The organism is Gluconobacter sphaericus NBRC 12467 (assembly GCF_006539125.1).
Lineage (GTDB): Bacteria > Pseudomonadota > Alphaproteobacteria > Acetobacterales > Acetobacteraceae > Gluconobacter > Gluconobacter sphaericus.
Genome location: NZ_BJMK01000005.1, coordinates 1 through 18,945, shown reverse-complemented (window position 1 = coordinate 18,945; position 18,945 = coordinate 1). Strand labels below are relative to the sequence as shown.

The window sequence follows — 18,945 nt, the reverse complement described above, 5'->3', positions numbered from 1 at the left end:
TCAGGGCGGTGACGTTTCTGCACGTCGCCGGATCATGAAGGAAAGAACGCCTGCGGTGTCTGTAAACGCAATGAGCGCGTGGCCGGTTTCGCGGCAGTAGGATTGGAAATCTGCCACGGATGCGCGGTCTGTCGCGAGGATACGGAGCTTCGCACCTGGCGGCATGTCGCGCAGGGCGCGGTTAGCCTTAAGGACGGGCATCGGACAGGCCAGACCGCGCAGATCAAGGAGTGTTTCTGTCGTGGGAACGCTCATGGGGCACTATTATGCGCCTATCTGGCAGGAGGGCCAAGGCGGCTTTTCCTGTGTCAGATGGTGGGTTTTAGGTTTTCGTTGATAAACGGCATGTTTGTTTCTATATTAATGGCTTAATGCCACAAAAGCGTTCCCCTCGGGGAGCGCTTTTTTTATTTGGGGGACGGCATGTCGGACAGGGAAGGCCTGGCAATCAGTCTGGCTGATGGAAATGAGAGACGGGCTTATACGCTTCGGATGCTTGAGGATCGGGTGCTGCGGCTGGAGACGATCGCAGGAGGGCTGTCGGATCGATACGAGGAACTGCGTACTGAGATGCGGCAGGAAATTTCGTCGTTGCGGGATCAGATGAAGTTGCTGGAAGCGAAGGTTGACGAGGGGAATCGTGTCGTCAACGGCAAACTGGACCGCCTGATCGGGGGGCGGGCGGTCATTACCGGGATCATCACGTTGGTAACATCCATTCTGGGAACGGGTATGGTGCATTTTGCCTTGTCCCTGAGCACGAAGTGAGGGGGCGGCATGAGCGGAATTGATGTGGGCCAGCTCAAGCATCTGGTGGTTGCTCCGGCATTGGCGGCGCTGGGGCTTGATGGGGATGTTGCGGTCAATCTGGTGACGGGAACGGCTCTGGCGGAGAGTCGGGGCACTTATGTAAGACAGATTGGTGGGGGACCGGCTCTGGGACTGTGGCAGATGGAGCCCGCGACGCATGACGATTGCTGGGTCAATTTTCTGTGTTATCCGGCCGGAAAGCGGTTTGGACGGATTCTACAGGGGATGCTTTCGCAGGATCTGCCGAGGAGTGCACAGTTGGTTTCAAACCTGAGATATGCGTCTGCGATGGCGCGTATCCGGTATTATAGGGTTTCAGCGGCCTTGCCGGCGACGAGTGATCCGGCCGCTCTCAGCCGTTTTCACAAGCAGTATTACAATACGGCTGCGGGTGCGGCGGACCCGCTAAGTAATATTCCGTATTTCCGGCAGGCGGCTATGGTCTGAATATGGGGGAGCGGTGTCGGGGAATGTATGCATCACGCTCCCGACACCGCATGAGTACTTAAATCGTTTCAATATGACCGAATAGTGGCAAGGGGCGTGGGAAATCGGATTGGGTCGGTTGGGGGGTTAGGAAAGGGATAGGGTTCGGATGGCCAGGTTGCCCTTGAACGTCGTGCTGCCGGTATGTGTCAGGGAAAGGCGGCGGTGTAGAGAGACGCTTCCGCCCATCGTGATCCAGCGTCGGCAGAACGCGAAATCTTCGGAAAGATAGGTACGGGTTTCAGGATCGATCAGGCAGTCGAAAAGGGCGTAGGCGTCTGAGGAGGGGACGTCCGGACTGCTGCCTTCGGTTCTGGCGTCGATGCGGCTGTAACGCGTTTCCGGATAATGGGTGATCATGTCGCGCACCATCTGGCGCGTCATGAGCATGAAGCCGGTGCCAATATAAGAGACGGGCGCTATTTCGCTTGGTGCACTGCCGTCGTGAAGCGCAGTGCAGTCGCCGACATAACGTAAGCTGGCCGTGGCGGCGGGTTCTCCAGCGGCGATGAAACGGTCCGTATCATTGTCCCAGTAATGGGATTTCAGAGGGTAAGTCCCGCCGATCAGGGGACGATCTGCATCCAGAAGGGCGAGAATATCGGTGATGGAAAAGCCGATATCACTGTCGATGAAGAGAAGATGGGACGCATCGGTCATGGTTACGAACTGATGCAGCAGTGTGTTTCGGGCCCGTGTGATAAGGGCATCACTTCCGATGGTCGAGAGCGTCAGTTGCAGGTTATGGGCTGGGGCTGCGGCCATGCAGCTGATCAGGGACTGCATGTAGTTTAGTGTGACGGTGCCACCGAAGCAGGGTGTGGCAATGAAGACGTGGCGGGGGGCGGCGGGGCAGGAAGTCATGACAGACAGCCTGCCCGGAAGTCATAAAGAAAGAGTTAAAACTGCATCTCGAAAGTAGTCATGCGCCCATGTGGGCCTGAAGGATCATGTAGAAGACGAAGGCGGCATCCAGGCCGAGAACGATGGGCGTCAGGCGTTGGAACCGGCGCGTGGCGATAGCGAGCGCGGTGTAGATCAGCAGGCCACATGACAGGCTCAGCATGAAATTCCCCGTCACACCTGCGATGAGCAGCATGGTCAGAGGCGGGATGGCTTCTGAGGGTGTTTCGGCGACCCGACTGAGGCTGCCGAGCATGTTCAGGCCCACAAGAATGAGCACGGGGGCCGTGGCAATGGCCGGAATAGCGGTGATGAGCGGCCAGAATACCGAAGACAGGGCGAACAGGACGGCGACGACCAGTGCGCTCAGGCCTGTGCGACCACCGGCTTCAACGCCTGCAAGGCTCTCGACATAGGCGGAGACTGTGCATGTTCCGAGCGAGGCACCAATGATACTTGCGGCACCGTCGGAACCGAAGGCGCGATGGTCCAGAGCGGGTTTTTCGACTGTTCCGTCCAGACCGGCGCGATGGGCGACGCTCATCATGGTTGCGGTTGCGTCGAAGAAATCACTTAGCAGGAAGTACAGGGTGATGGGGACGAGCAGTCCGAGATGGGAAAAATATTCGTGGAAATCGAATGGAAGGAAGAGGTTGGTCGGGTAGTGCGGCCAGTCCAGAAGCTGGGCGGGTAGATGAGTGATCGGGCCGGAAGGTGTCTGGATGAAAAGGCCGGCCATGGTGATGGTCAGAATGGCGATGAGCAGACCTGCCGGAATGCGCAGCACCACGAGGATGGCGCTTAGGGCAACACCTGCCATGCTGAGTAGAACGGACGGGTTGTGCAGGGATCCAAATGTCAGGCCTTCAGATGAGGGGACGGCGATCCCGCCTGTTGTCAGGCCGATCCGGGCAATGAAAGCGCCGAGGGCGATCTGGATGCCGAGGACGATTGAAGGCGGGAATCCGCGGATGATGCGCTGGCGGATCTGGCTGAGGGAAAGAGCTGTGAAGCACAGGCCGCTGAACAGAACGACCGTGAAGGCCGTGCGCGGGCTGACATGGGCCTGCTGGACGACGACCTGTGCGAACAGGACGTTGCTGCTCATGGCGGGAGCGAGGGCGATGGGCAGTCTGGCCCAGAGAGCCATCAGGAGTGTGCCGGCGACTGCGCCGGCGATGGTCGTCATGACCATGTCATGGCGGTCCAGACCCGCTGCCGAAAGGATGGCGGGATTGACGGCCACGATATAGGCCATGGCCCCGAAAACCGTCAGTCCGGCAATGATCTCACGTGGGATCGTTGAACCGCGGGCCGTGATATGAAACCAGCGGTCGAGTCTGGGTAGTAGCAAGCGGACGCTCCGGGGGCAGGTAATGGCTGGGCCAAGCTATAGTCAAAAAAGCCGTTCCTGCCACGGGCCGGATCATATCTTTTCATTTCGGATTCGATTTTTTTTCGGTTCTGGAGGGTTCGAAGAGCTCTCTGGTTTTTTTTGCTGTTGAAGAGTGGCTCGCTCGATTGAACGAGCTTGGTGATCTGCTCGCGTGTCGAGTATGTCTTTGCCGACTAGAAATCATAGACGGAATTGGTCGTCCAAACTGTCGGTATCACCCGGGCCAGCATGTATATTTTACAACATGCGCCGCCTCATCATGTTTGCGCTGTTCCGGAAGAGTGTCGCTTCAGGGCTGAGGGGGACGCAGCGGCATGAGGCTTCGTGGGATCAGGCCAGGGAAGGCCTGCGCGAGGCGTTCGGCGTCGTCGGGGGCAAGCATCGCAATGGCACAGCCCAGCGCGCTGGCGTCTGGCGCTGGCAGCCGGTCGATCCCCCGCAAAAGATCGGCAAGACCATGACCTTCCGCCGTCAGCACCATGAATGATGTCATCCGCGTGTAGAGTGCCGTAGTGGCGTCGATTTTGGTCAGAGCATGGTCGGGAATGGCAATCCGGATTTCTGCGCCACTGATGGGCGACAGGACCTTATTTTCTGCGATCATGACATGAAGCGGCACCATCGGCAGAAGCGTGGGCGAACCGGGAAGGGAAAGGTAGCGCCCGGGGAGTGGGTTCTCCGTGAAGAGGCAAGCGTTCCAGACATCTCCATCCGATACTTCGAGGGCCATGATCAGGGGGTTGTAACGGCCGAAATTCATATCTCCCGCCCCGACAGACACGAGAGATCCCGTCTGCATGTCCTTCATCAGCTGCTTCGTCTGGCCGAGTGTGCAGAAATGGAACTGCGGAGGGGGCTGGCGGGATGATGGCGTGGAAAATTGTGCCGGTGTTAGGCCGAGATCCTGCAAAACGGACCGATCTGCATGAGTAACGGTGGCCTTGAGGTGCCAGTAAAGATCCGTCAGCGACGCCTGTACGACGGAAGAGGCAATTCGGCGGCTTTCCGGCAGCCAGCGGCTCGCGCCTGTATATTCGGCGTCGTTGCGGTCGAAATTCTGCCAGGCTTTGTCCGGCGTGGTGCTGGAGTTGCGCCGCAGGAAGCTTTCATGATCGCCAGCGGCGAAATGAAGGATACGACTGTCGGCCCAGGTTGCACTTTTCTCAAGTGCTGAAAACGGGTCGGGCAGATTGTTGCCGATTTGGCGGGGCTGAACGAGGTGCCGAACGATGCGATGATCAGGCAGGCTCAGCAGACCATGCCGTGTAAAGGTTTCAACCGGAGAGAAGGGGGATGGAACCGTGCGGCCTGACGAGCCAAACAGGCACCAGTTTATCGGAAGCATGGTGGCAGATGCGGCGGCAGTGAACTCGGCGACGGACCTGGCGGTTTCAAAATGCAGATATTCATCCGCCGCCAGGATCATCATCCAGTCGAATTCGTTTTTGCCCTGTTCCAGAGCCATTGCGTGGAAGCGGGTCTGACGGTCCAGCCGTTCGGTCAGGGTCGTATCGGAAGAATGGACGCGGATGTCGTAGAGTGTGGCCGCGTTAGACAAAATCGCGGCTGTTCCGTCAGTCGAATTGTCGTCACAGACGATCAGTGTTGAAAATCCGATGGTCGCATGATGTGCGAGCCACCATCCGATCGTGTCGACTTCATTGTGAACGAACAGGATGGCAGCGCTTTTCGACATAAGGCAGGGATCAGTCCATCTTCAGGGCAGCGAGGAAGGCGCTCTGGGGGATTTCGACTTTACCGAATTGGCGCATGCGCTTTTTGCCTTCCTTCTGCTTATCCAGAAGTTTGCGCTTGCGGGAAATGTCACCGCCATAACACTTGGCCGTCACATCCTTGGACAGCGCGCCAATGGTCTCACGGGCAATGACCTTGGAGCCGATGGCGGCCTGAATGGCGATCTTGAACAGCTGCTTGGGGATCAGGTCCTTGAGCTTCGCACAGATGGAGCGTCCGCGCTGTTCTGCGACGGTGCGGTGCGAGATGAAGGACAGTGCATCGACCGGTTCGTGGTTTACGAGGATGGAAATGCGGACGAGATCGCTCTCTTCGTAGCCATCCATCTGGTAGTCGAACGAGGCATAGCCGCGGCTGATGGATTTTAGGCGATCGTAGAAATCGAACACCACTTCGTTCAGCGGCAGGCGGTAGACGGCCATGGCGCGGTTGCCGACATAGGTCAGATCGACCTGGATGCCACGGCGCTCGGAGCACAGCGTCAGGACAGGACCGAGATACTCGTCTTGCACCATGATGGTGGCTTTGATCCACGGCTCATCAATGGTTTCGATCTTGCTCAGTTCCGGCATGTCGGCCGGGTTGTGCAGATCTTCGACCGTGCCATCCGTCATGTGCATCTTGTAAACTACGGACGGGGCTGTTGCGATCAGGTCCAGATTGAACTCGCGGGACAGACGCTCCTGGATGATTTCCAGATGCAGCAGACCAAGGAAGCCGCAGCGGAAACCGAAGCCCAGCGCCGCAGAGGTCTCGGCTTCGAAGTGGAATGACGCATCGTTCAGGCGCAGTTTCGCAAGACTGTCGCGCAGCTTTTCGAAATCGTCGGCATCAATCGGGAACAGGCCACACCACACTACGGGAATGGAGGGCTTGAAGCCCGGCAGAGCTTTTTCGGCTGGGCGGCGGTCAAGGGTGACAGTGTCGCCGACATTGCAGTCCGCGACGGTCTTGATGGCAGCGTTGATGTAGCCCATTTCGCCCGGACCGAGGCTATCGACCGACTGCATTTTGGGCAGGAACACGCCGACCTGATCGACATGATAGGTTGCGCCGGTCTGCATCATGCGGATGCGGTCACCACGTTTGAGGCGACCATCCTTGATACGGACGAGAATGATGACGCCAAGATAGGCATCGTACCAGCTATCGACCAGCAGGGCCTGAAGCGGGGCTTCGGCATCACCCGTAGGGGCAGGGAGGCGCTGGACAAGGGCTTCGAGTACGCCTTCGATATTGATGCCGGTCTTGGCGCTGATTTCGACGGCGTCATCGGCAGGAATGCCAACTACGTCTTCGATCTGGGCGCGGACGCGCTCGGGCTCAGCAGCCGGAAGGTCGATCTTGTTCAGGACCGGGACGATTTCATGGTTGGCGTCGAGGGCCTGATAGACGTTCGCCAGCGTCTGGGCTTCCACGCCCTGAGAGGCATCGACCACCAGAAGCGAGCCTTCACAGGCAGCGAGCGAGCGGCTGACTTCGTAGGCGAAGTCGACATGGCCCGGCGTGTCCATGAGATTCAGCGTGTAAACCTTGCCGTCCTTGGCCGGATAGGTCAGGCGGACGGTCTGCGCCTTGATGGTGATCCCGCGCTCCTGCTCGAGTTCCATCGAATCGAGGACCTGGTTTTTCATCTCACGCGCGGTCAGGGCACCACAGGCCTGAATCAGGCGATCGGCCAGCGTCGATTTACCGTGATCGATGTGGGCGATGATCGAGAAATTGCGGATAAGAGAGAGCGGGGTATCGGTCATGGGTGCTACATAAGGGATTATCGCAGAAATGTCAGTAGATCTGCGTAAAAGCCTGCCTTTGTGACAAGACAGGCGGGAGTGGGATCAGCGGTCCGTCAGACGGAATTCGATCCTGCGGTTTCTGGCATAGGCCGCCGGTGTGCTGGCAGCGTCCAGAGGCTGGTAGTCGGCAAAGCCTGTCGCGGCCAGATGGTGCGGGTCCACACCTTCGGCAATGAGCAGCTTGACCACGGTGATGGCACGTTCGGAAGACAGCTCCCAGTTGCTGGGAAAGGCGCTGTGGATCGGCTGGCGGTCGGCGTGACCGTCCACACGCAGAATCCACGGAAGATCTGTCGGAATCGTTGAGGCGACCTGTTTGAAGGTATGGGCAAGCGTCGTGATTTCCTTGCGGCCTTCCGGCGTCAGATCGGCACTGCCCTGCGGGAACAGGATTTCCGACTGGAAAACGAAGCGATCTCCCACGACGTTTACGCCCTTCTGGTTTTTCAGAAGGTCGCGCAGGCGCCCGAAGAACTCCGAGCGGTAGCGCTTGAGTTGATTGACCTTGTCGGCAAGTGCAAGATTGAGCTTGTTGCCAAGGTCTGCAATCTGGGCGTCCTTGCCCTGTTCGGCCTTCTTTTCAATATCGAGAGCGTTACTGATCGCCTGAAGCTGACGGGTCAGTTCCTCGATCTGGGCCTGCAGGTCAGAGATCTTGCTATTCTGCTGTTTGCTCGTGTCATCAGCCGAGGCCAGAGCCTGATCTTTTGACTGAAGTTGCCCTGTTAGGGCGGCGATCTGGGTCGAGAGAGTCTGGAGCTGGACCTGATTGTGCTGCTTTTCGTCCGATAGGGTGGCAACGGTCGAGGAGAGGCTTTTGTTTTTGTCTTCTGTCATCGACAGCATGTGAGACAGCTCGGCCAGCTGCTTTTGCAGGGCGTCAAGCGTGTGTTCGCGTCGTGACAGCGAGACCGAAAGGAACTGCTGCCCCACGACGAACACCAGCAGGACGAATGTCACGACCATCAGCAGGGTGGACAGAGCGTCCACATAGCCGGGCCAAGCATCGAGGGCGTTGTGAGATCCGCGTCTGCGCCGGGCCATGGATCAGTCCTGCCTGCCGGGGGGGGGCGTTGCGCTGCCAGAAGCCGCGGCGATCGTGCGGGCTAGAACACGGAGATCGTTGCGGAGCTCTCCGATCGTCTGGGCGCGGCCTTCATGCAGTTCCTGGATCAGTCGGCTGAGATGCGTTTCAATTCGTATGAGCGCTGTGCCCTGCGAGCCCGGACCGTCATCGCCCATATGGCGCAGGAGCGCAGTCTGGGTTTCGGCGGTGCGAGTCATGAGCGTCTGGTTTGCAGCCAGAAGATCCGTCATGCCGCGCAGGCGCTCCTGGAGGCTGTCGAGCATGTGTAGTTCGCGGACGCGGTTTTCCTCGCTGCGGGAGACGGCGTTCTGGAGCGTTTCCAGATTTTCGGCGGTCTGTTCGAGCAGGGCCTGAACATAGGCCGGGACAGGTGCGCCGTCGCTGTCGATGGCCGTGCTGCCGCTGACGCGCGTTACACCGGCCAGCCATTCTTCCAGCTCGTTGAAGAAGCGTGTCTGGGCCTGACCGGCCGTCAGATCCAGAAAGCCGAGAACCAGTGCGCCGGCCAGACCGAACATCGAACCTGAGAACGCTGTAGACATACCTGCCAGCGGTCCGGCCAATCCGGTCTTGAGCTGGTTGAACATGACGTCCATATCGCCGCCGCCTGCGGACATGCCGCCGATGACGGATGCGATGGAGCTGACCGTCAGCAGAAGACCGTAGAACGTCCCCAGAAGTCCCAGAAAAATCAGGAGCTGCGTCATGTAGCGGGAGATTTCCCGGCTTTCATCCAGACGCGAAGATAGGCTGTCGAGCATGGCCTGCGTCGTCTGGGTGGAAAGCGTCAGGCGGTCCGTGCGGTTGCGGGCCGCCAGCATGCTGGCCATGGGGGCGAGCAGGCGCGGCGCCTTGGGAGCGGCCAGACCGGCGCGGGGCTGACGCAGGAGCTCAACCCAGTGCACTTCCGGCATGAGGCGTTGGACGACATGCAGGTTCCACAGGATGCCCAGCAGGAGTACGCCGAGGATGATGGCATCAAGTTTGGGGTTCGCGTTGAAAGCATGAAGCAGGGTCGTGCCCATTGTCGCGGCCAGAAGGCCGACCGCGACAAGGAAAACGGCCATTCGGAGCAGATAGGTCGTAGGACGTGTCACGGCGTGTCTTTCCTGATGTTATTTTGGCAGGCCGTTTGCGGAAGGTGAGGGGGCTGCGGGATTTGTCTCGATGACAATATCCAGCCGGTCGGCAGGTGCGCTGTCTCCGGCGTCCGGACGTCCCAGCGCGCGGGGATAGAGACGGGTCGTGGCCACGCCTGCGTGAATGAAGATCGAACGAACGGTGAGCGCACGGGCCAGCGCGATGCGACGTGGCATGGAGACGTCATCGCCCGGCAGGGTAGCATGAGCGATCAGCACCACCCGCTCTTCCGGGTGATGGGAGAGTTCGGTTCCATAGGTCTGCAGCGTTTTGAGGCTGTCGGCGTTCAGCGCGTCGCTTCCGGATGCGAACAGAACCCGCAATCCACCGTCAGGCAGCGATTCCGTATGGCTTGCGGCATCGGCGACAGCTGTCACGTCCGCCGGAGGAGCGGGCGGATGGAGCTGGACTGGAACGAATGGCGGGGGCAGCACGACGGGCGGCGGCGGAGCGGGGGGAACGCCTGGAACCGTCTCATGCGCCGGAGCAGATTTGACCGGAGTGGCTGTCGGGGCAGGTTTCTGCGAGACCGGCTTCGTGTTGCTGTGTGCGGCCGAGGTGTGGGCCGTCTGTAGCGCCGCAGCCGGTTTTTTTGCTGTGGGAGCTGGCTTGCCCTGAGGCAGATCATCCAGATTGCTGGTGACCTGTGCCTGTGCGGCGGGCAGCGAGAGGCAGGCCAGAAAGGCCGCCAGAGAAAGGGAGGAGAGGATCGGCCTGTTCATGTCAGGCCGATCCTAGACGACGCCTCACGACTCCCGCAATGGGGCGTGAGGGCAGTTTCGTCAGCTCCGGTAGATCAACCCCGGTTCAGGGCCTCATGCACGAGCGCGCGCAGGGTGCCGTGCAGGTTGGTGTTTCCGGCAACGACATTCACGTCATCCGGCAAATCATGGAGTTCGTTGCCATCCGGGTCGGTCGCATAACCACCTGCTTCGCGGACGAGAAGCAGACCGGCTGCGCAGTCCCATGGTTTGATGCCGAATTCCCAGTAGCCTTCGTAGCGGCCTGCTGCCACCCATGCGAGATCGAGGGCAGCGGCACCGAAGCGGCGAATCCCCGCGACTTGCGGCATCAGGGCACCAAGAACGCGGGCGAACGGCAGACGGCTGCTGCTAGGGACCTTCGCAAAGGGAATGCCCGTTGCGAAAACGGCTTCCAGCATGTTGCGGCGACCGGAGACGCGGAGGCGACGCTCGTTAAGGAACGCGCCCACGCCCTTTTCGGCCCAGAACATTTCGTTGGCAGCCGGGTTGTAGACAACCGCCGCGACCAGTTCGACTGATCCGTCCGGCAATCTGCGCTGAAGGCCGATGGAAATGGCCCAGTGCGGAATGCCATGGAGGAAGTTCGTCGTGCCGTCCAGCGGGTCGACGATCCAGCGCCAGGTCCAGTTGTCCCCGCCCGAAGCGCCGCTTTCTTCCATCAGGAAGGCGTAGCCCGGCCGCGCACGGCTCAGTTCCTCGCGGAGGATGGTTTCGGCGCGCAGATCAGCCTGGGAGACGAAATCTCCTGGGCCCTTGATGCTGACCTGAAGCTGTTCGACCTCTGCAAAATCACGGAGCAGACGGCGTGAAGCCTTCTGTGCCGCGCCCTGCATGACGGCCATGTGCGGGGAGAGACGCATGGTGGATCAGTCCTTCGCGCGTTCGACGTAGGAGGCGTCTTCCGTGCGGACAACAATGCGCTCACCGGCTTCGATGAACGGGGGGACCAGCGTCTTGACGCCATTGGACAGGACGGCGGGCTTGTAGGACGAGCTGGCCGTCTGACCTTTGACCACCGGATCAGCTTCCGTGATTTCCAGGGTCACATGAGGCGGCAGTTCCACGCCAACCGGGTCGCCTTCGACCAGCTTGACGTTCAGCGGCATGTTGTCCTGAAGGAAGGCGAACTGGTCGCCGAAGATGTCCTTGGCGAGGATCAGCTGCTCGAACGTCTCCGGGTCCATCAGGACGACATTGTCACCATCCATGTAGGAATAGGTGTAGTCCTTGTCTTCCGTCATCAGACGCTCGACGGAGTCAGCCGTTCTCCAACGCTCGTTGGTCTTGTTGCCCGTCTTGAGGTCGCGCATTTCGACCTGAATGAAGGCGCCACCCTTGCCCGGGGTGATGATCTGCTGCTTGAGAACCGTCCAGCGGCGACCGTCATGCTCGATGACCTGGCCGGCCCGGATAAGGTTGGCTTGCTGTTTCATGCTTGTGTCCTGATGACCCTGGGTAAGGGATTTTCTGTCACGTCTTGTGGGCTTCTAGCGCTGCACGGGGGCTGGAAGCAAGGCCAAGGGGCGCTGGACGGTTTGTGTCTTCAGGAAAGTGTGAAGGGTAGGGGGCTTGGGGCCGGGCTCCGGATAGGTCATGTCAGAATATGTCGCTGCCCTGATGCTCAGAGCGAAAGGCAAGGAGAAGCCGCATGTATGATATGAAGAACCTCTCGCGTATTTCCGATCTTGAAGCCAATGCCTCGAAGGGTATGGATGCGTTCTGGCAGTTCGACCGTGCGGCCTTCGCGGAAGGTGCAGTGAGCGCACTGACCAAGCAGCTCGCCGCCGTGGCCGTCGCTCTGACGACGCAGTGCCCTTATTGTATCGAGCTTCACGTCAAGGCAGCCCGCGAGGCCGGCGCAACAGATGCGCAGCTCTCCGAGATCGCCCTTGTGGCCGCCGCCATCCGTGCGGGTGGGGCCATCACCCATGCCACTCACATGTTCGACGCCAAATAAGGCGGCTTCATTTTATGAGGTGTGTCAGGTGAAGCTGCATGCCTCTCCGTCAGGCGTTGAGACCGTGCCCGGAGATGCAGAGTCCAGATATTCCGGCCCGATCGGAACTTTGCCCCGGCCACCAGGAATATCGAGGACGTAGGTCGGCCAGGCTGGGCCAGTCACGCGCCCGCGTAGCTGCCTCAGCAGAGCTTGCCCTTCCGCGACGGGAACGTGGAAATGTCCTGTTCCTGCGGCGGCATCGAGATGGTGCAGGTAATAGGGTTTTACCCGCGCTTTCAGGAATGCCCGCAGTAGGGCTTCCAGACTTTCAACCGTATCGTTGACCCCGCGCAGCAGGACGGATTGCGAGAGCACCGGAATGGCCCGGGACAGGACGGCGCGGATCGCCTTTGCCGCCTGCGGAGTCAGCTCGCTGGCATGGTTGGCGTGAACGACCAGCCACATGGCGCGATCGGTTTCCATCGCATCTAGAAGGTCTTCTGTCATACGGGCCGGGTCGGCGACGGGAACGCGGGAATGGATGCGGATGGTTTCGATGTGCGGGATGCAGGACAGGGACTGCACGATATGCTTTAGTCGGCGTGGAGCCAGCATGAGTGGATCGCCGCCTGTCAGGATGATTTCGCGGATATCGGGATGCTGTCGCACCCAGTCGAGTGCGGCTTCAAGCTGTGTATCGCTAAGCAGTCCACCGCCGGGGCCGACATGTTCGCGCCTGAAACAGAACCGACAGTAAAGTGGACAGACCAGCAAAGGCTTGAGCAGGGCACGATCTGCATAGCGGTGCACGATGCCGGGGACGGGGGACAGGGCGTCATCGCCAATCGGGTCCGCGTCTTCGTGAGGTAGCGTGACGAGTTCGCGCGCATCGGGAATGACCTGTCGGGCGATGGGATCGTCCGGATGCGTGATCAGGTCATGAAAGGCGGGGGGAATGGCCATTGTGAAGCGTTCGCCCACCGCTTCGAGCGTTGCGCGGTCGGCTTCCGCCGCCAGCCCTGCCTCGATCAGGTCGGACGGTGTGCGAAGTGTGTGACGTTTTGCAGAACGTTTCGCGGAATGTTGTGGGGCTGTCTTGACCATGTCATCCATGTGATGCCTCTAGCGGTGCGGGTCCCGGTTTTGCAACAGGAGCGAGAGACGTCATGACCGTATTGTCTGCTGATCCGGGCCGGATTGCCGAGCGCCTGCCCCTGCTTGAGCGCCGTACGCTGATGGTCAGATCGGTCCGGACCTTCTTTGAAGAGCGCGGATACCTGGAAGTGGAAACGCCGTTCGCGGTTCCTGTTCCGGGCGAAGAAGTCCATCTGCGCTGTTTTAGGACGGAGCTTGAAGGGCCGGACGGCTCCCGTGAGGCGCGTTTCCTGCATACGAGTCCGGAATTCGCGATGAAGCGGATTGTCGCGGCGACGGGGCGGCCGGTGTTCCAGATGGCGCGCGTCTGGCGCAACGGTGAGGCCAGCAATACGCATGCCCCGGAGTTCACGATGCTCGAATGGTATCGTCCGGGCGCGGATTTGTCGTCTCTCATGGATGAAACCGAATCCTTCCTGCGCGTGCTTCTGCCGCCCGTGGTGCATCGGGGGATGGATGTCATTGATCTGTCACTCCCCTTCGAGCGTTTGACGATGCAGGCTGCATTCGCCCGCTATGTGGGGGCGGATTTGCTGGGGACAGCGGGAAATGCCGAAGCTCTCGCCAGGCAGGCGCGTGTTGGCCTGCGGAACGGGGAGAGCTGGGAGGACCTGTTTTTCCGGCTTCTTCTGGAGCGTGTCGAGCCCGCGATCGGGCGCACGCGTCCGACGTTCCTGACGCACTGGCCTGCGGAACAGGCGGCGCTTGCACGCCGGGACCCCGAAGACGGGCGTGCGGCTCTGCGGTTCGAGCTTTATGTGGGCGGGCTGGAGTTGGCGAACGCTTTTGAAGAGCTCACCGATCCGGTGGAACAACGGGAGCGTTTTGCAACGGATCGTAAGCGTCGTATGGAACTGTCGCCGGATCAGGACTGGGCAGTGGACGAGGCGTTTCTGGCGGCTTTGCCGGATCTGCCGCCCTGTTCAGGGATTGCGCTCGGGTTTGACCGGTTGGTCATGCTGGCAACCGGAGCGCCGCGGATCAGTGACATTTTGTGGTTGGCCTGATCTTTTCAGAACTTGCAGGAGTTTTAATCCTTCTTTTGCGTCAGAAGGGCTAGAACGTGTCGAAAGAGGAACATGACCGCATTGCCGCGGCACAGTCGGGGAAAATGATGATGAAAAAAATTGGATTGCTGTCCGTCCTGGCGCTGCTGGGCCTTTCGGCCTGTGAAGTCCCCACCCTTCAGCAGCGCAAGGTTCTGGATTCCATGGTTGGCAAGTCCGAAGTGGACGTGCTGCGTCAGTTCGGTGTGCCCACCCGTAACTACGACGCCCAGGGCCATACGTTCCTCGCCTATATTGATAACCAGACCCAGTATTCCGGCGGTGGTGGCTGGGGCTGGGATGGCTGGGGAGGCGGCATGGGCGGCTGGGGCGGCGGCTGGGGTGGTATGGGCGGCTGGGGTGGCGGCTGGGGTGGCATGGGTGGATGGGGCGGCGGTTTCCCGGCGACCTATTACAACACCAGCTGTCAGACGACATTTGAGCTGGTCAGCGGCAAGGTCGTCGGATGGACCATGCGCGGGGATGGGTGCTGATTCGGCCAACCTGCTCTATGGTCGTTTCTCCCGCTCACAGGATGGTGCGATCAGGCATGGATGTGCGACTCGATGTTTTCTCGTCAGGATGGTTTCCGCGCTGGGGGAAGGGACTGAAACTCGGCGTGGGGCTTCTTTTGGGGGTCTCGCTCTCCGCTTGCGGCGATCCTGACTGGCAGGGTACCGACTGGACGAAGAACTACCAGGATAGCTTCGAGGCCCAGATCAGTGCTCGCGCGGCCCTCATGCCTGGGAGCGCCGTCCAAGCATATCAGCCCAGCCCGGACGGCGCTCCCAACAGCCCGGTTGCCTATCATTCGCCGCCGATGCTGTCCTATGAGGACCGGCCGCTCAATGAAAACATTGCGGGATCGCTGGAACTTTCCGATTACGTCAAGGCCATGCAGGTTGCGAAACTCGATCCTTGGATCAGTGGTCCGGGCCCCTACACGCTCTTTGCCATTCCCAACGCCGCCATGGAGCGTCTGAGCGCCCGCTGGCCGGGTGGACTGCTTGCGCCCGCCAATCGTGGGCAGCTCGCTCACATTTTGGGCTATACGATTGCATATGGGAAATGGGATGAGGCGGCTCTGCGCAAGGCCATCCAACGCAATCATGGTCGCGCTATCGGGCTGAAGACCCTGTATGGTGATCTGCTGGGCGTGCTGCGTTCCCCGCAGACGGGCGAATTGATCCTTGAAAATACGGCAGGTCAGACCAATCGTCTGGGGAGTAGGTCTTTCCCCCAATCCAACGGCGTTCTCTACTTCACGCAGGATACACTTCTGCCTGTGCCGGTGCTGAAACCGGCGTCAGCCGGCAGCAAGAAGGGTCATCGCTGAAAAACGCTCCGCATCCTTGCCATCGAACTGAAGTGGGATGGCAAGGAAGTCGGCGCCTGCCGTAATGGCAGACGAGGCGTCTTCCGTATTTCGGATATTTTCGGCGATGACTGGTAGCTCCATGACGGAGCTCCACCATTTCACTAGCTCCAGATCGCCGGGCGGAAATGCGACGTAATCGGCCCCCGATTCGCCAGACTTCATGGCGTCGTCGCGATTGGTGCACAGACAGCCAACAGGCATGTCGCTTCCAACCGTCTTACGCAGGTTTACAAGCTCTTCGACGTTGGCTGCATGGAGTCCGTCACAGATCCCCAGAAGAGATTTTGGTGTGTCAGCCAGCGATCCCGCGACTTCCAGGATCATGGCGACACCATTAGCATGGAGTAGGTCCACGAGCTGTGAAAGCTGTGTTGCCTCCGGGGTCCATCCGGCGGGGATGCGAAGAGCCGTTATTGTGGGCAGCCCGAGGATGTCGCGGAGTACCTCAAGGGCAGCGTCCGTCTTAAAACCAGCGGGCAGAACGGGGTAGAGATCACAAGCTGTCATGGGGACGTTCTCGCAGATTGTGGCGGCAGGAGCTAGGCGGACGGAGAGGCAGGATACGTCCGCGATAATCATTATATGTTTCCAAGGCCCGGAACTGGGCAGCGCTGACCCGGCAGATGGCCCAGCCAATTCCTGCATCCAGTGCCTGCCGGGCAATTGTGGGTGATGCGCCGCAGTCCAGAATGGATCGTCCGGCCCATGATCTCACAACTTCAAGCCACCATCGGATGCCGAACGCGTTACCCGCACTTTCAGCGGAGAGGGCAAGAAACGGTTTATCCCAGGACAGAAGAAGTTGATCCATCTCCTGACGGGACGGAATTATGAAAACAGGGTAGTGAGCAGGTAGTGATGTCCTTGACCCCATGCCGGGATCGGGTCTTTCCTGATGGTCTTGCCGGAGCGGATCTGTATTGGGCATTTTAATCGGGCATTTACTGGCAGAATGAGTGCATGAACGGAAAGATCGTGGCGGTAAACGAGACAGAGACAGATAGTGTGCAGGACGATAAGACGGTTGAACGTCTTGAGGAAGCGATGATGCGGATCGCCGCTGCATCCGAGCGTCATGTGCTGGCAAAGGAAGCCTGCGAGCGTGCGCTGCATTCTGCTCCGGATCTTTCGGAATTCGCGGCCAATATCGATGCGTTGTGCGCCCGCATTCAGGGCGTGCTTGACAGGAAGGAGGACTGACCGATGGGACAGGTATCCATTCGTCTCAATGGCTACGTCTATAATGTCGGGTGTCAGGATGGCGAGGAAGCGCATCTTTATGACATGGCTCGTCATGTAGAAGGCTGGCTTCAGCGGGCGCGGACTCTGGGTGGGGCCGCAAGCGAATCCAAGACGCTCATGATGGCCGCCCTGCTGATGGCCGATGAGATCTTTGAGCTGAAACGTCGGCAGATCTCACCCCAGGCTGAGGCGCAGATCCAGCAGGCCAAGCAGTTCCTTCGGCTTGAAGGGGCAAGGCAGGACCGTCTGGCACGTCTGGCGGGGCAGGCGGAGCTTCTGGCTGCGGAACTCGAGCGCACCCCCTAATTCTGCAACCTTTACATTGAATATCGGGCTGGACAGTCTAATATAGGTGGTGGAGCTGCCTGGTGCGTCAGGCAAATCATCCCCCGGGCCGATAAGCATTCCTTAGGGAACTGGCTCTGTCGTGGCCCTGGTCACGTTAACCGGTGCCCACCTGCACTTGCAGGTCTAGGAGGGCTGAAAAGACCAACGGCTTTGGCGGCTCCACAGATTTCTGACCTCGACCTTTTAAAAAAAGACCTGCGCCTGAAAATGGCCCAGTTGCGGCAGGCCGCTTCTCCTGATGACGAGGCGGTATTGCAGAAATTCCTCTTGAGAGAAATTCGGGCACGACCGGCTCGCAAGATCGCGGCGGTCTGGCCACTGGCCGGAGAAGTGGATCTCCGCCCCCTCTGCCATGCTCTTTCTGTGTCCGGACGGCAGGTTTTGCTGCCGGAAACCACGCGCAAAGGCTCCCCCCTGATCTTCCGGCGATGGACGCCTGCCAGCATCATGGTGGCAGGTCGCTTTGGTACATCGCATCCCGAGGGTGAAATCGATATTCCGGATTTGGTTCTGGTGCCGTTTCTGGCCTTCGATGTTTTTGGCTATCGGCTCGGATATGGGGGCGGCTACTATGATCGTACTCTGGCCATGCTGGATGTAACGGCAATCGGTTTCGGTTTTGCCGGACAACAGGTCGATCGTGTTCCCAGAGGTCCTTACGATATTCCGATCCCGACGATCGTGACCGAGCGCGGAATCATCAGGACCGATTTTTCCAAAATCACTATGAAAGACTGACTGTTGAGACTGTTGTTTCTTGGCGACATTATCGGGCGTAGCGGGCGTGAAGCCATTATCCGGAACCTGGCCGACTGGCGCCAGAAACTCTCGCTTGATCTGGTGGTCGCCAATGGAGAGAACGCGTCACACGGATATGGCCTGTCTCCCGATATTGCCAAGAACCTGCACAATGCCGGTATCGATGTGATCACGCTGGGCAACCATGCGTGGGATCGGCGGGACATGATCGGCTACATCAATCAGGCCCCCCACATCGTCAGACCTGCCAATTATCCTGCCGGAACACCGGGGCAGGGGAGTCATATCGTCGAAATCAGCCGTGGGCGCCGGGCACTGGTCATTAATGTGATGGGTCGCATCTTCATGGATCCGCTGGATGACCCCTTCCGCGTCGTCAGCGAAATCCTCTCCCGGCATCGTCTGGGAGTGACGGTCCATGCGATCCTGATCGATGTTCATGCAGAAGCCACCAGCGAGAAAATGGGCTTCGGGGCTTATTTCGACGGCAAGGCTTCTGTCGTGGTGGGGACGCATACGCATGTTCCAACAGCCGATCACCGTATTCTGCCTGCGGGCACGGCGTATCAGACGGATGCTGGAATGTGCGGCGACTACGATAGCGTGATCGGAATGGGGAAGCCCGCCTCATTGCACAGACTAGTTCGCAAGATTCCCGGGGATCGGCCGCAGCCGGCAGAAGGGGAGGCGACGGTTTGTGGGCTGATGGTGGAGACAGATGACGCAACCGGCCTGGCCCGGAAGGTCGCTCCGCTGCGGATGGGTGGGCACCTGGCTCCCAACTGGCCGGACTTCTGAGAAGAGCAGAAAAATTGAGAAAAAACCGCCTTTTTTCGAGTGCGATTCGCAATGAATAACGGGGGTTAGTCTCTTTTGTCCCAGAAAACCGGCATTTTCCCTGTTGATAAGTGCCTTGTGAATTCTGTTTGACACTCTGCATT

Annotated in this window: 22 protein-coding genes and 1 other RNA gene; 11 read left to right on the top strand and 12 right to left on the bottom strand. The window is 59.5% G+C overall.

Annotated elements, in window-relative coordinates:
- Complete coding sequence (locus tag GSP01_RS05015) at positions 1-255, bottom strand: sulfurtransferase TusA family protein (protein WP_141351386.1); 255 nt, start codon at positions 253-255, stop codon at positions 1-3.
- A 168-nt stretch (positions 256-423) separates the two neighbouring features.
- On the opposite strand from GSP01_RS05015, the gene GSP01_RS05010 reads away from it, so the two are divergent.
- Entirely contained in the window at positions 424-768 is a 345-nt protein-coding gene (locus GSP01_RS05010) for a hypothetical protein (RefSeq protein ID WP_141351383.1), read from the top strand.
- A gap of 9 nt (positions 769-777) precedes the next feature.
- Positions 778-1,257, top strand: a complete 480-nt coding sequence (locus GSP01_RS05005; RefSeq protein WP_141351381.1) for a hypothetical protein — start codon at positions 778-780, stop codon at positions 1,255-1,257.
- 126 nt (positions 1,258-1,383) lie between these two features.
- Here GSP01_RS05005 and GSP01_RS05000 read toward each other — a convergent pair whose 3' ends face one another.
- The 9 genes from GSP01_RS05000 to efp all read right to left on the bottom strand — a co-directional run bounded on the left by GSP01_RS05000 (position 1,384) and on the right by efp (position 11,570).
- On the bottom strand, positions 1,384-2,160 hold the full coding sequence (locus tag GSP01_RS05000) for a hypothetical protein (RefSeq protein WP_141351379.1): 777 nt from the start codon (positions 2,158-2,160) through the stop codon (positions 1,384-1,386).
- A gap of 58 nt (positions 2,161-2,218) precedes the next feature.
- Entirely contained in the window at positions 2,219-3,553 is a 1,335-nt protein-coding gene (locus tag GSP01_RS04995; RefSeq protein WP_141351377.1) for an NCS2 family permease, read from the bottom strand.
- 331 nt (positions 3,554-3,884) lie between these two features.
- Positions 3,885-5,291 (bottom strand): glycosyltransferase family 2 protein, encoded by a 1,407-nt coding sequence (locus tag GSP01_RS04990; RefSeq protein ID WP_141351375.1) that lies wholly within the window; start codon positions 5,289-5,291, stop codon positions 3,885-3,887.
- Between the two features lie 10 nt (positions 5,292-5,301).
- Positions 5,302-7,104 carry a translation elongation factor 4 gene (gene lepA / locus GSP01_RS04985; protein ID WP_141351373.1) on the bottom strand — a complete coding sequence of 601 codons (1,803 nt, stop codon included), beginning with the start codon at positions 7,102-7,104 and terminating at the stop codon, positions 5,302-5,304.
- Positions 7,105-7,188: 84 nt separating this feature from the next.
- On the bottom strand, positions 7,189-8,190 hold the full coding sequence (locus GSP01_RS04980) for a peptidoglycan -binding protein (RefSeq protein WP_141351371.1): 1,002 nt from the start codon (positions 8,188-8,190) through the stop codon (positions 7,189-7,191).
- A gap of 3 nt (positions 8,191-8,193) precedes the next feature.
- On the bottom strand, positions 8,194-9,330 hold the full coding sequence (locus GSP01_RS04975) for a flagellar motor protein MotA (protein ID WP_141351369.1): 1,137 nt from the start codon (positions 9,328-9,330) through the stop codon (positions 8,194-8,196).
- An 18-nt stretch (positions 9,331-9,348) separates the two neighbouring features.
- On the bottom strand, positions 9,349-10,095 hold the full coding sequence (locus GSP01_RS04970; protein ID WP_174787546.1) for an OmpA family protein: 747 nt from the start codon (positions 10,093-10,095) through the stop codon (positions 9,349-9,351).
- Positions 10,096-10,169: 74 nt separating this feature from the next.
- Complete coding sequence (locus tag GSP01_RS04965) at positions 10,170-10,997, bottom strand: inositol monophosphatase family protein (RefSeq protein ID WP_141351367.1); 828 nt, start codon at positions 10,995-10,997, stop codon at positions 10,170-10,172.
- A gap of 6 nt (positions 10,998-11,003) precedes the next feature.
- Positions 11,004-11,570: an elongation factor P gene (gene efp, locus GSP01_RS04960; protein ID WP_062032946.1), complete on the bottom strand. Its 567-nt coding sequence runs from the start codon at positions 11,568-11,570 to the stop codon at positions 11,004-11,006.
- A gap of 215 nt (positions 11,571-11,785) precedes the next feature.
- Here efp and GSP01_RS04955 point away from each other — a divergent pair, with 215 nt between their 5' ends.
- Positions 11,786-12,094, top strand: coding sequence for a carboxymuconolactone decarboxylase family protein (locus tag GSP01_RS04955; protein WP_141351365.1), 309 nt, complete (start codon positions 11,786-11,788; stop codon positions 12,092-12,094).
- A gap of 24 nt (positions 12,095-12,118) precedes the next feature.
- On the opposite strand, the gene GSP01_RS04950 is transcribed toward GSP01_RS04955, so the two are convergent.
- Positions 12,119-13,189: a lysine-2,3-aminomutase-like protein gene (locus GSP01_RS04950; RefSeq protein WP_141351363.1), complete on the bottom strand. Its 1,071-nt coding sequence runs from the start codon at positions 13,187-13,189 to the stop codon at positions 12,119-12,121.
- Between the two features lie 53 nt (positions 13,190-13,242).
- On the opposite strand from GSP01_RS04950, the gene epmA reads away from it, so the two are divergent.
- The 3 genes from epmA (at position 13,243) to GSP01_RS04935 (ending at position 15,613) form a co-directional block, all read left to right on the top strand.
- On the top strand, positions 13,243-14,238 hold the full coding sequence (gene epmA / locus GSP01_RS04945; RefSeq protein ID WP_141351361.1) for an EF-P lysine aminoacylase EpmA: 996 nt from the start codon (positions 13,243-13,245) through the stop codon (positions 14,236-14,238).
- Between the two features lie 104 nt (positions 14,239-14,342).
- On the top strand, positions 14,343-14,771 hold the full coding sequence (locus GSP01_RS14895) for a hypothetical protein (protein WP_176582808.1): 429 nt from the start codon (positions 14,343-14,345) through the stop codon (positions 14,769-14,771).
- A gap of 56 nt (positions 14,772-14,827) precedes the next feature.
- A complete protein-coding gene (locus GSP01_RS04935) occupies positions 14,828-15,613 on the top strand; it encodes a fasciclin domain-containing protein (RefSeq protein ID WP_141351359.1) in 786 nt (261 codons plus the stop codon).
- Here the strand turns inward: GSP01_RS04935 and GSP01_RS04930 are convergent.
- Complete coding sequence (locus GSP01_RS04930; protein WP_249201219.1) at positions 15,584-16,234, bottom strand: thiamine phosphate synthase; 651 nt, start codon at positions 16,232-16,234, stop codon at positions 15,584-15,586. The genes GSP01_RS04935 and GSP01_RS04930 overlap by 30 nt on opposite strands.
- Positions 16,235-16,615: 381 nt before the next feature.
- Between GSP01_RS04930 and GSP01_RS04925 the strand changes: the two genes are divergently transcribed.
- From GSP01_RS04925 to GSP01_RS04905, 5 genes are all read left to right on the top strand, one after another.
- Positions 16,616-16,855, top strand: coding sequence for a hypothetical protein (locus tag GSP01_RS04925; RefSeq protein WP_141351357.1), 240 nt, complete (start codon positions 16,616-16,618; stop codon positions 16,853-16,855).
- 3 nt (positions 16,856-16,858) lie between these two features.
- Entirely contained in the window at positions 16,859-17,203 is a 345-nt protein-coding gene (locus GSP01_RS04920; protein WP_141351354.1) for a cell division protein ZapA, read from the top strand.
- Between the two features lie 49 nt (positions 17,204-17,252).
- Positions 17,253-17,409, top strand: a non-coding RNA gene (gene ssrS, locus GSP01_RS04915) — 6S RNA.
- Positions 17,396-17,983, top strand: a complete 588-nt coding sequence (locus tag GSP01_RS04910) for a 5-formyltetrahydrofolate cyclo-ligase (protein WP_141351352.1) — start codon at positions 17,396-17,398, stop codon at positions 17,981-17,983. Before ssrS ends, GSP01_RS04910 begins: the two co-directional genes overlap by 14 nt.
- Before the next feature lie 3 nt (positions 17,984-17,986).
- Positions 17,987-18,802 (top strand): TIGR00282 family metallophosphoesterase, encoded by an 816-nt coding sequence (locus GSP01_RS04905; RefSeq protein WP_141351349.1) that lies wholly within the window; start codon positions 17,987-17,989, stop codon positions 18,800-18,802.
- The last annotated feature ends 143 nt before the right edge of the window (positions 18,803-18,945 follow it).

What these genes read in the sequence shown, in the direction of transcription:
- GSP01_RS05015 (WP_141351386.1), bottom strand. Translation starts at nt 255, where the DNA reads ATGAGCGTTCCCACGACAGAAACACTCCTTGATCTGCGCGGTCTGGCC.
- GSP01_RS05010 (WP_141351383.1), top strand. Translation starts at nt 424, where the DNA reads ATGTCGGACAGGGAAGGCCTGGCAATCAGTCTGGCTGATGGAAATGAG.
- GSP01_RS05005 (WP_141351381.1), top strand. Translation starts at nt 778, where the DNA reads ATGAGCGGAATTGATGTGGGCCAGCTCAAGCATCTGGTGGTTGCTCCG.
- GSP01_RS05000 (WP_141351379.1), bottom strand. Translation starts at nt 2,160, where the DNA reads ATGACTTCCTGCCCCGCCGCCCCCCGCCACGTCTTCATTGCCACACCC.
- GSP01_RS04990 (WP_141351375.1), bottom strand. Translation starts at nt 5,291, where the DNA reads ATGTCGAAAAGCGCTGCCATCCTGTTCGTTCACAATGAAGTCGACACG.
- lepA (WP_141351373.1), bottom strand. Translation starts at nt 7,104, where the DNA reads ATGACCGATACCCCGCTCTCTCTTATCCGCAATTTCTCGATCATCGCC.
- GSP01_RS04980 (WP_141351371.1), bottom strand. Translation starts at nt 8,190, where the DNA reads ATGGCCCGGCGCAGACGCGGATCTCACAACGCCCTCGATGCTTGGCCC.
- GSP01_RS04970 (WP_174787546.1), bottom strand. Translation starts at nt 10,095, where the DNA reads ATGAACAGGCCGATCCTCTCCTCCCTTTCTCTGGCGGCCTTTCTGGCC.
- GSP01_RS04965 (WP_141351367.1), bottom strand. Translation starts at nt 10,997, where the DNA reads ATGCGTCTCTCCCCGCACATGGCCGTCATGCAGGGCGCGGCACAGAAG.
- efp (WP_062032946.1), bottom strand. Translation starts at nt 11,570, where the DNA reads ATGAAACAGCAAGCCAACCTTATCCGGGCCGGCCAGGTCATCGAGCAT.
- GSP01_RS04955 (WP_141351365.1), top strand. Translation starts at nt 11,786, where the DNA reads ATGTATGATATGAAGAACCTCTCGCGTATTTCCGATCTTGAAGCCAAT.
- GSP01_RS04950 (WP_141351363.1), bottom strand. Translation starts at nt 13,189, where the DNA reads ATGGATGACATGGTCAAGACAGCCCCACAACATTCCGCGAAACGTTCT.
- epmA (WP_141351361.1), top strand. Translation starts at nt 13,243, where the DNA reads ATGACCGTATTGTCTGCTGATCCGGGCCGGATTGCCGAGCGCCTGCCC.
- GSP01_RS14895 (WP_176582808.1), top strand. Translation starts at nt 14,343, where the DNA reads ATGATGATGAAAAAAATTGGATTGCTGTCCGTCCTGGCGCTGCTGGGC.
- GSP01_RS04935 (WP_141351359.1), top strand. Translation starts at nt 14,828, where the DNA reads ATGGATGTGCGACTCGATGTTTTCTCGTCAGGATGGTTTCCGCGCTGG.
- GSP01_RS04930 (WP_249201219.1), bottom strand. Translation starts at nt 16,234, where the DNA reads ATGATTATCGCGGACGTATCCTGCCTCTCCGTCCGCCTAGCTCCTGCC.
- GSP01_RS04925 (WP_141351357.1), top strand. Translation starts at nt 16,616, where the DNA reads ATGAACGGAAAGATCGTGGCGGTAAACGAGACAGAGACAGATAGTGTG.
- GSP01_RS04920 (WP_141351354.1), top strand. Translation starts at nt 16,859, where the DNA reads ATGGGACAGGTATCCATTCGTCTCAATGGCTACGTCTATAATGTCGGG.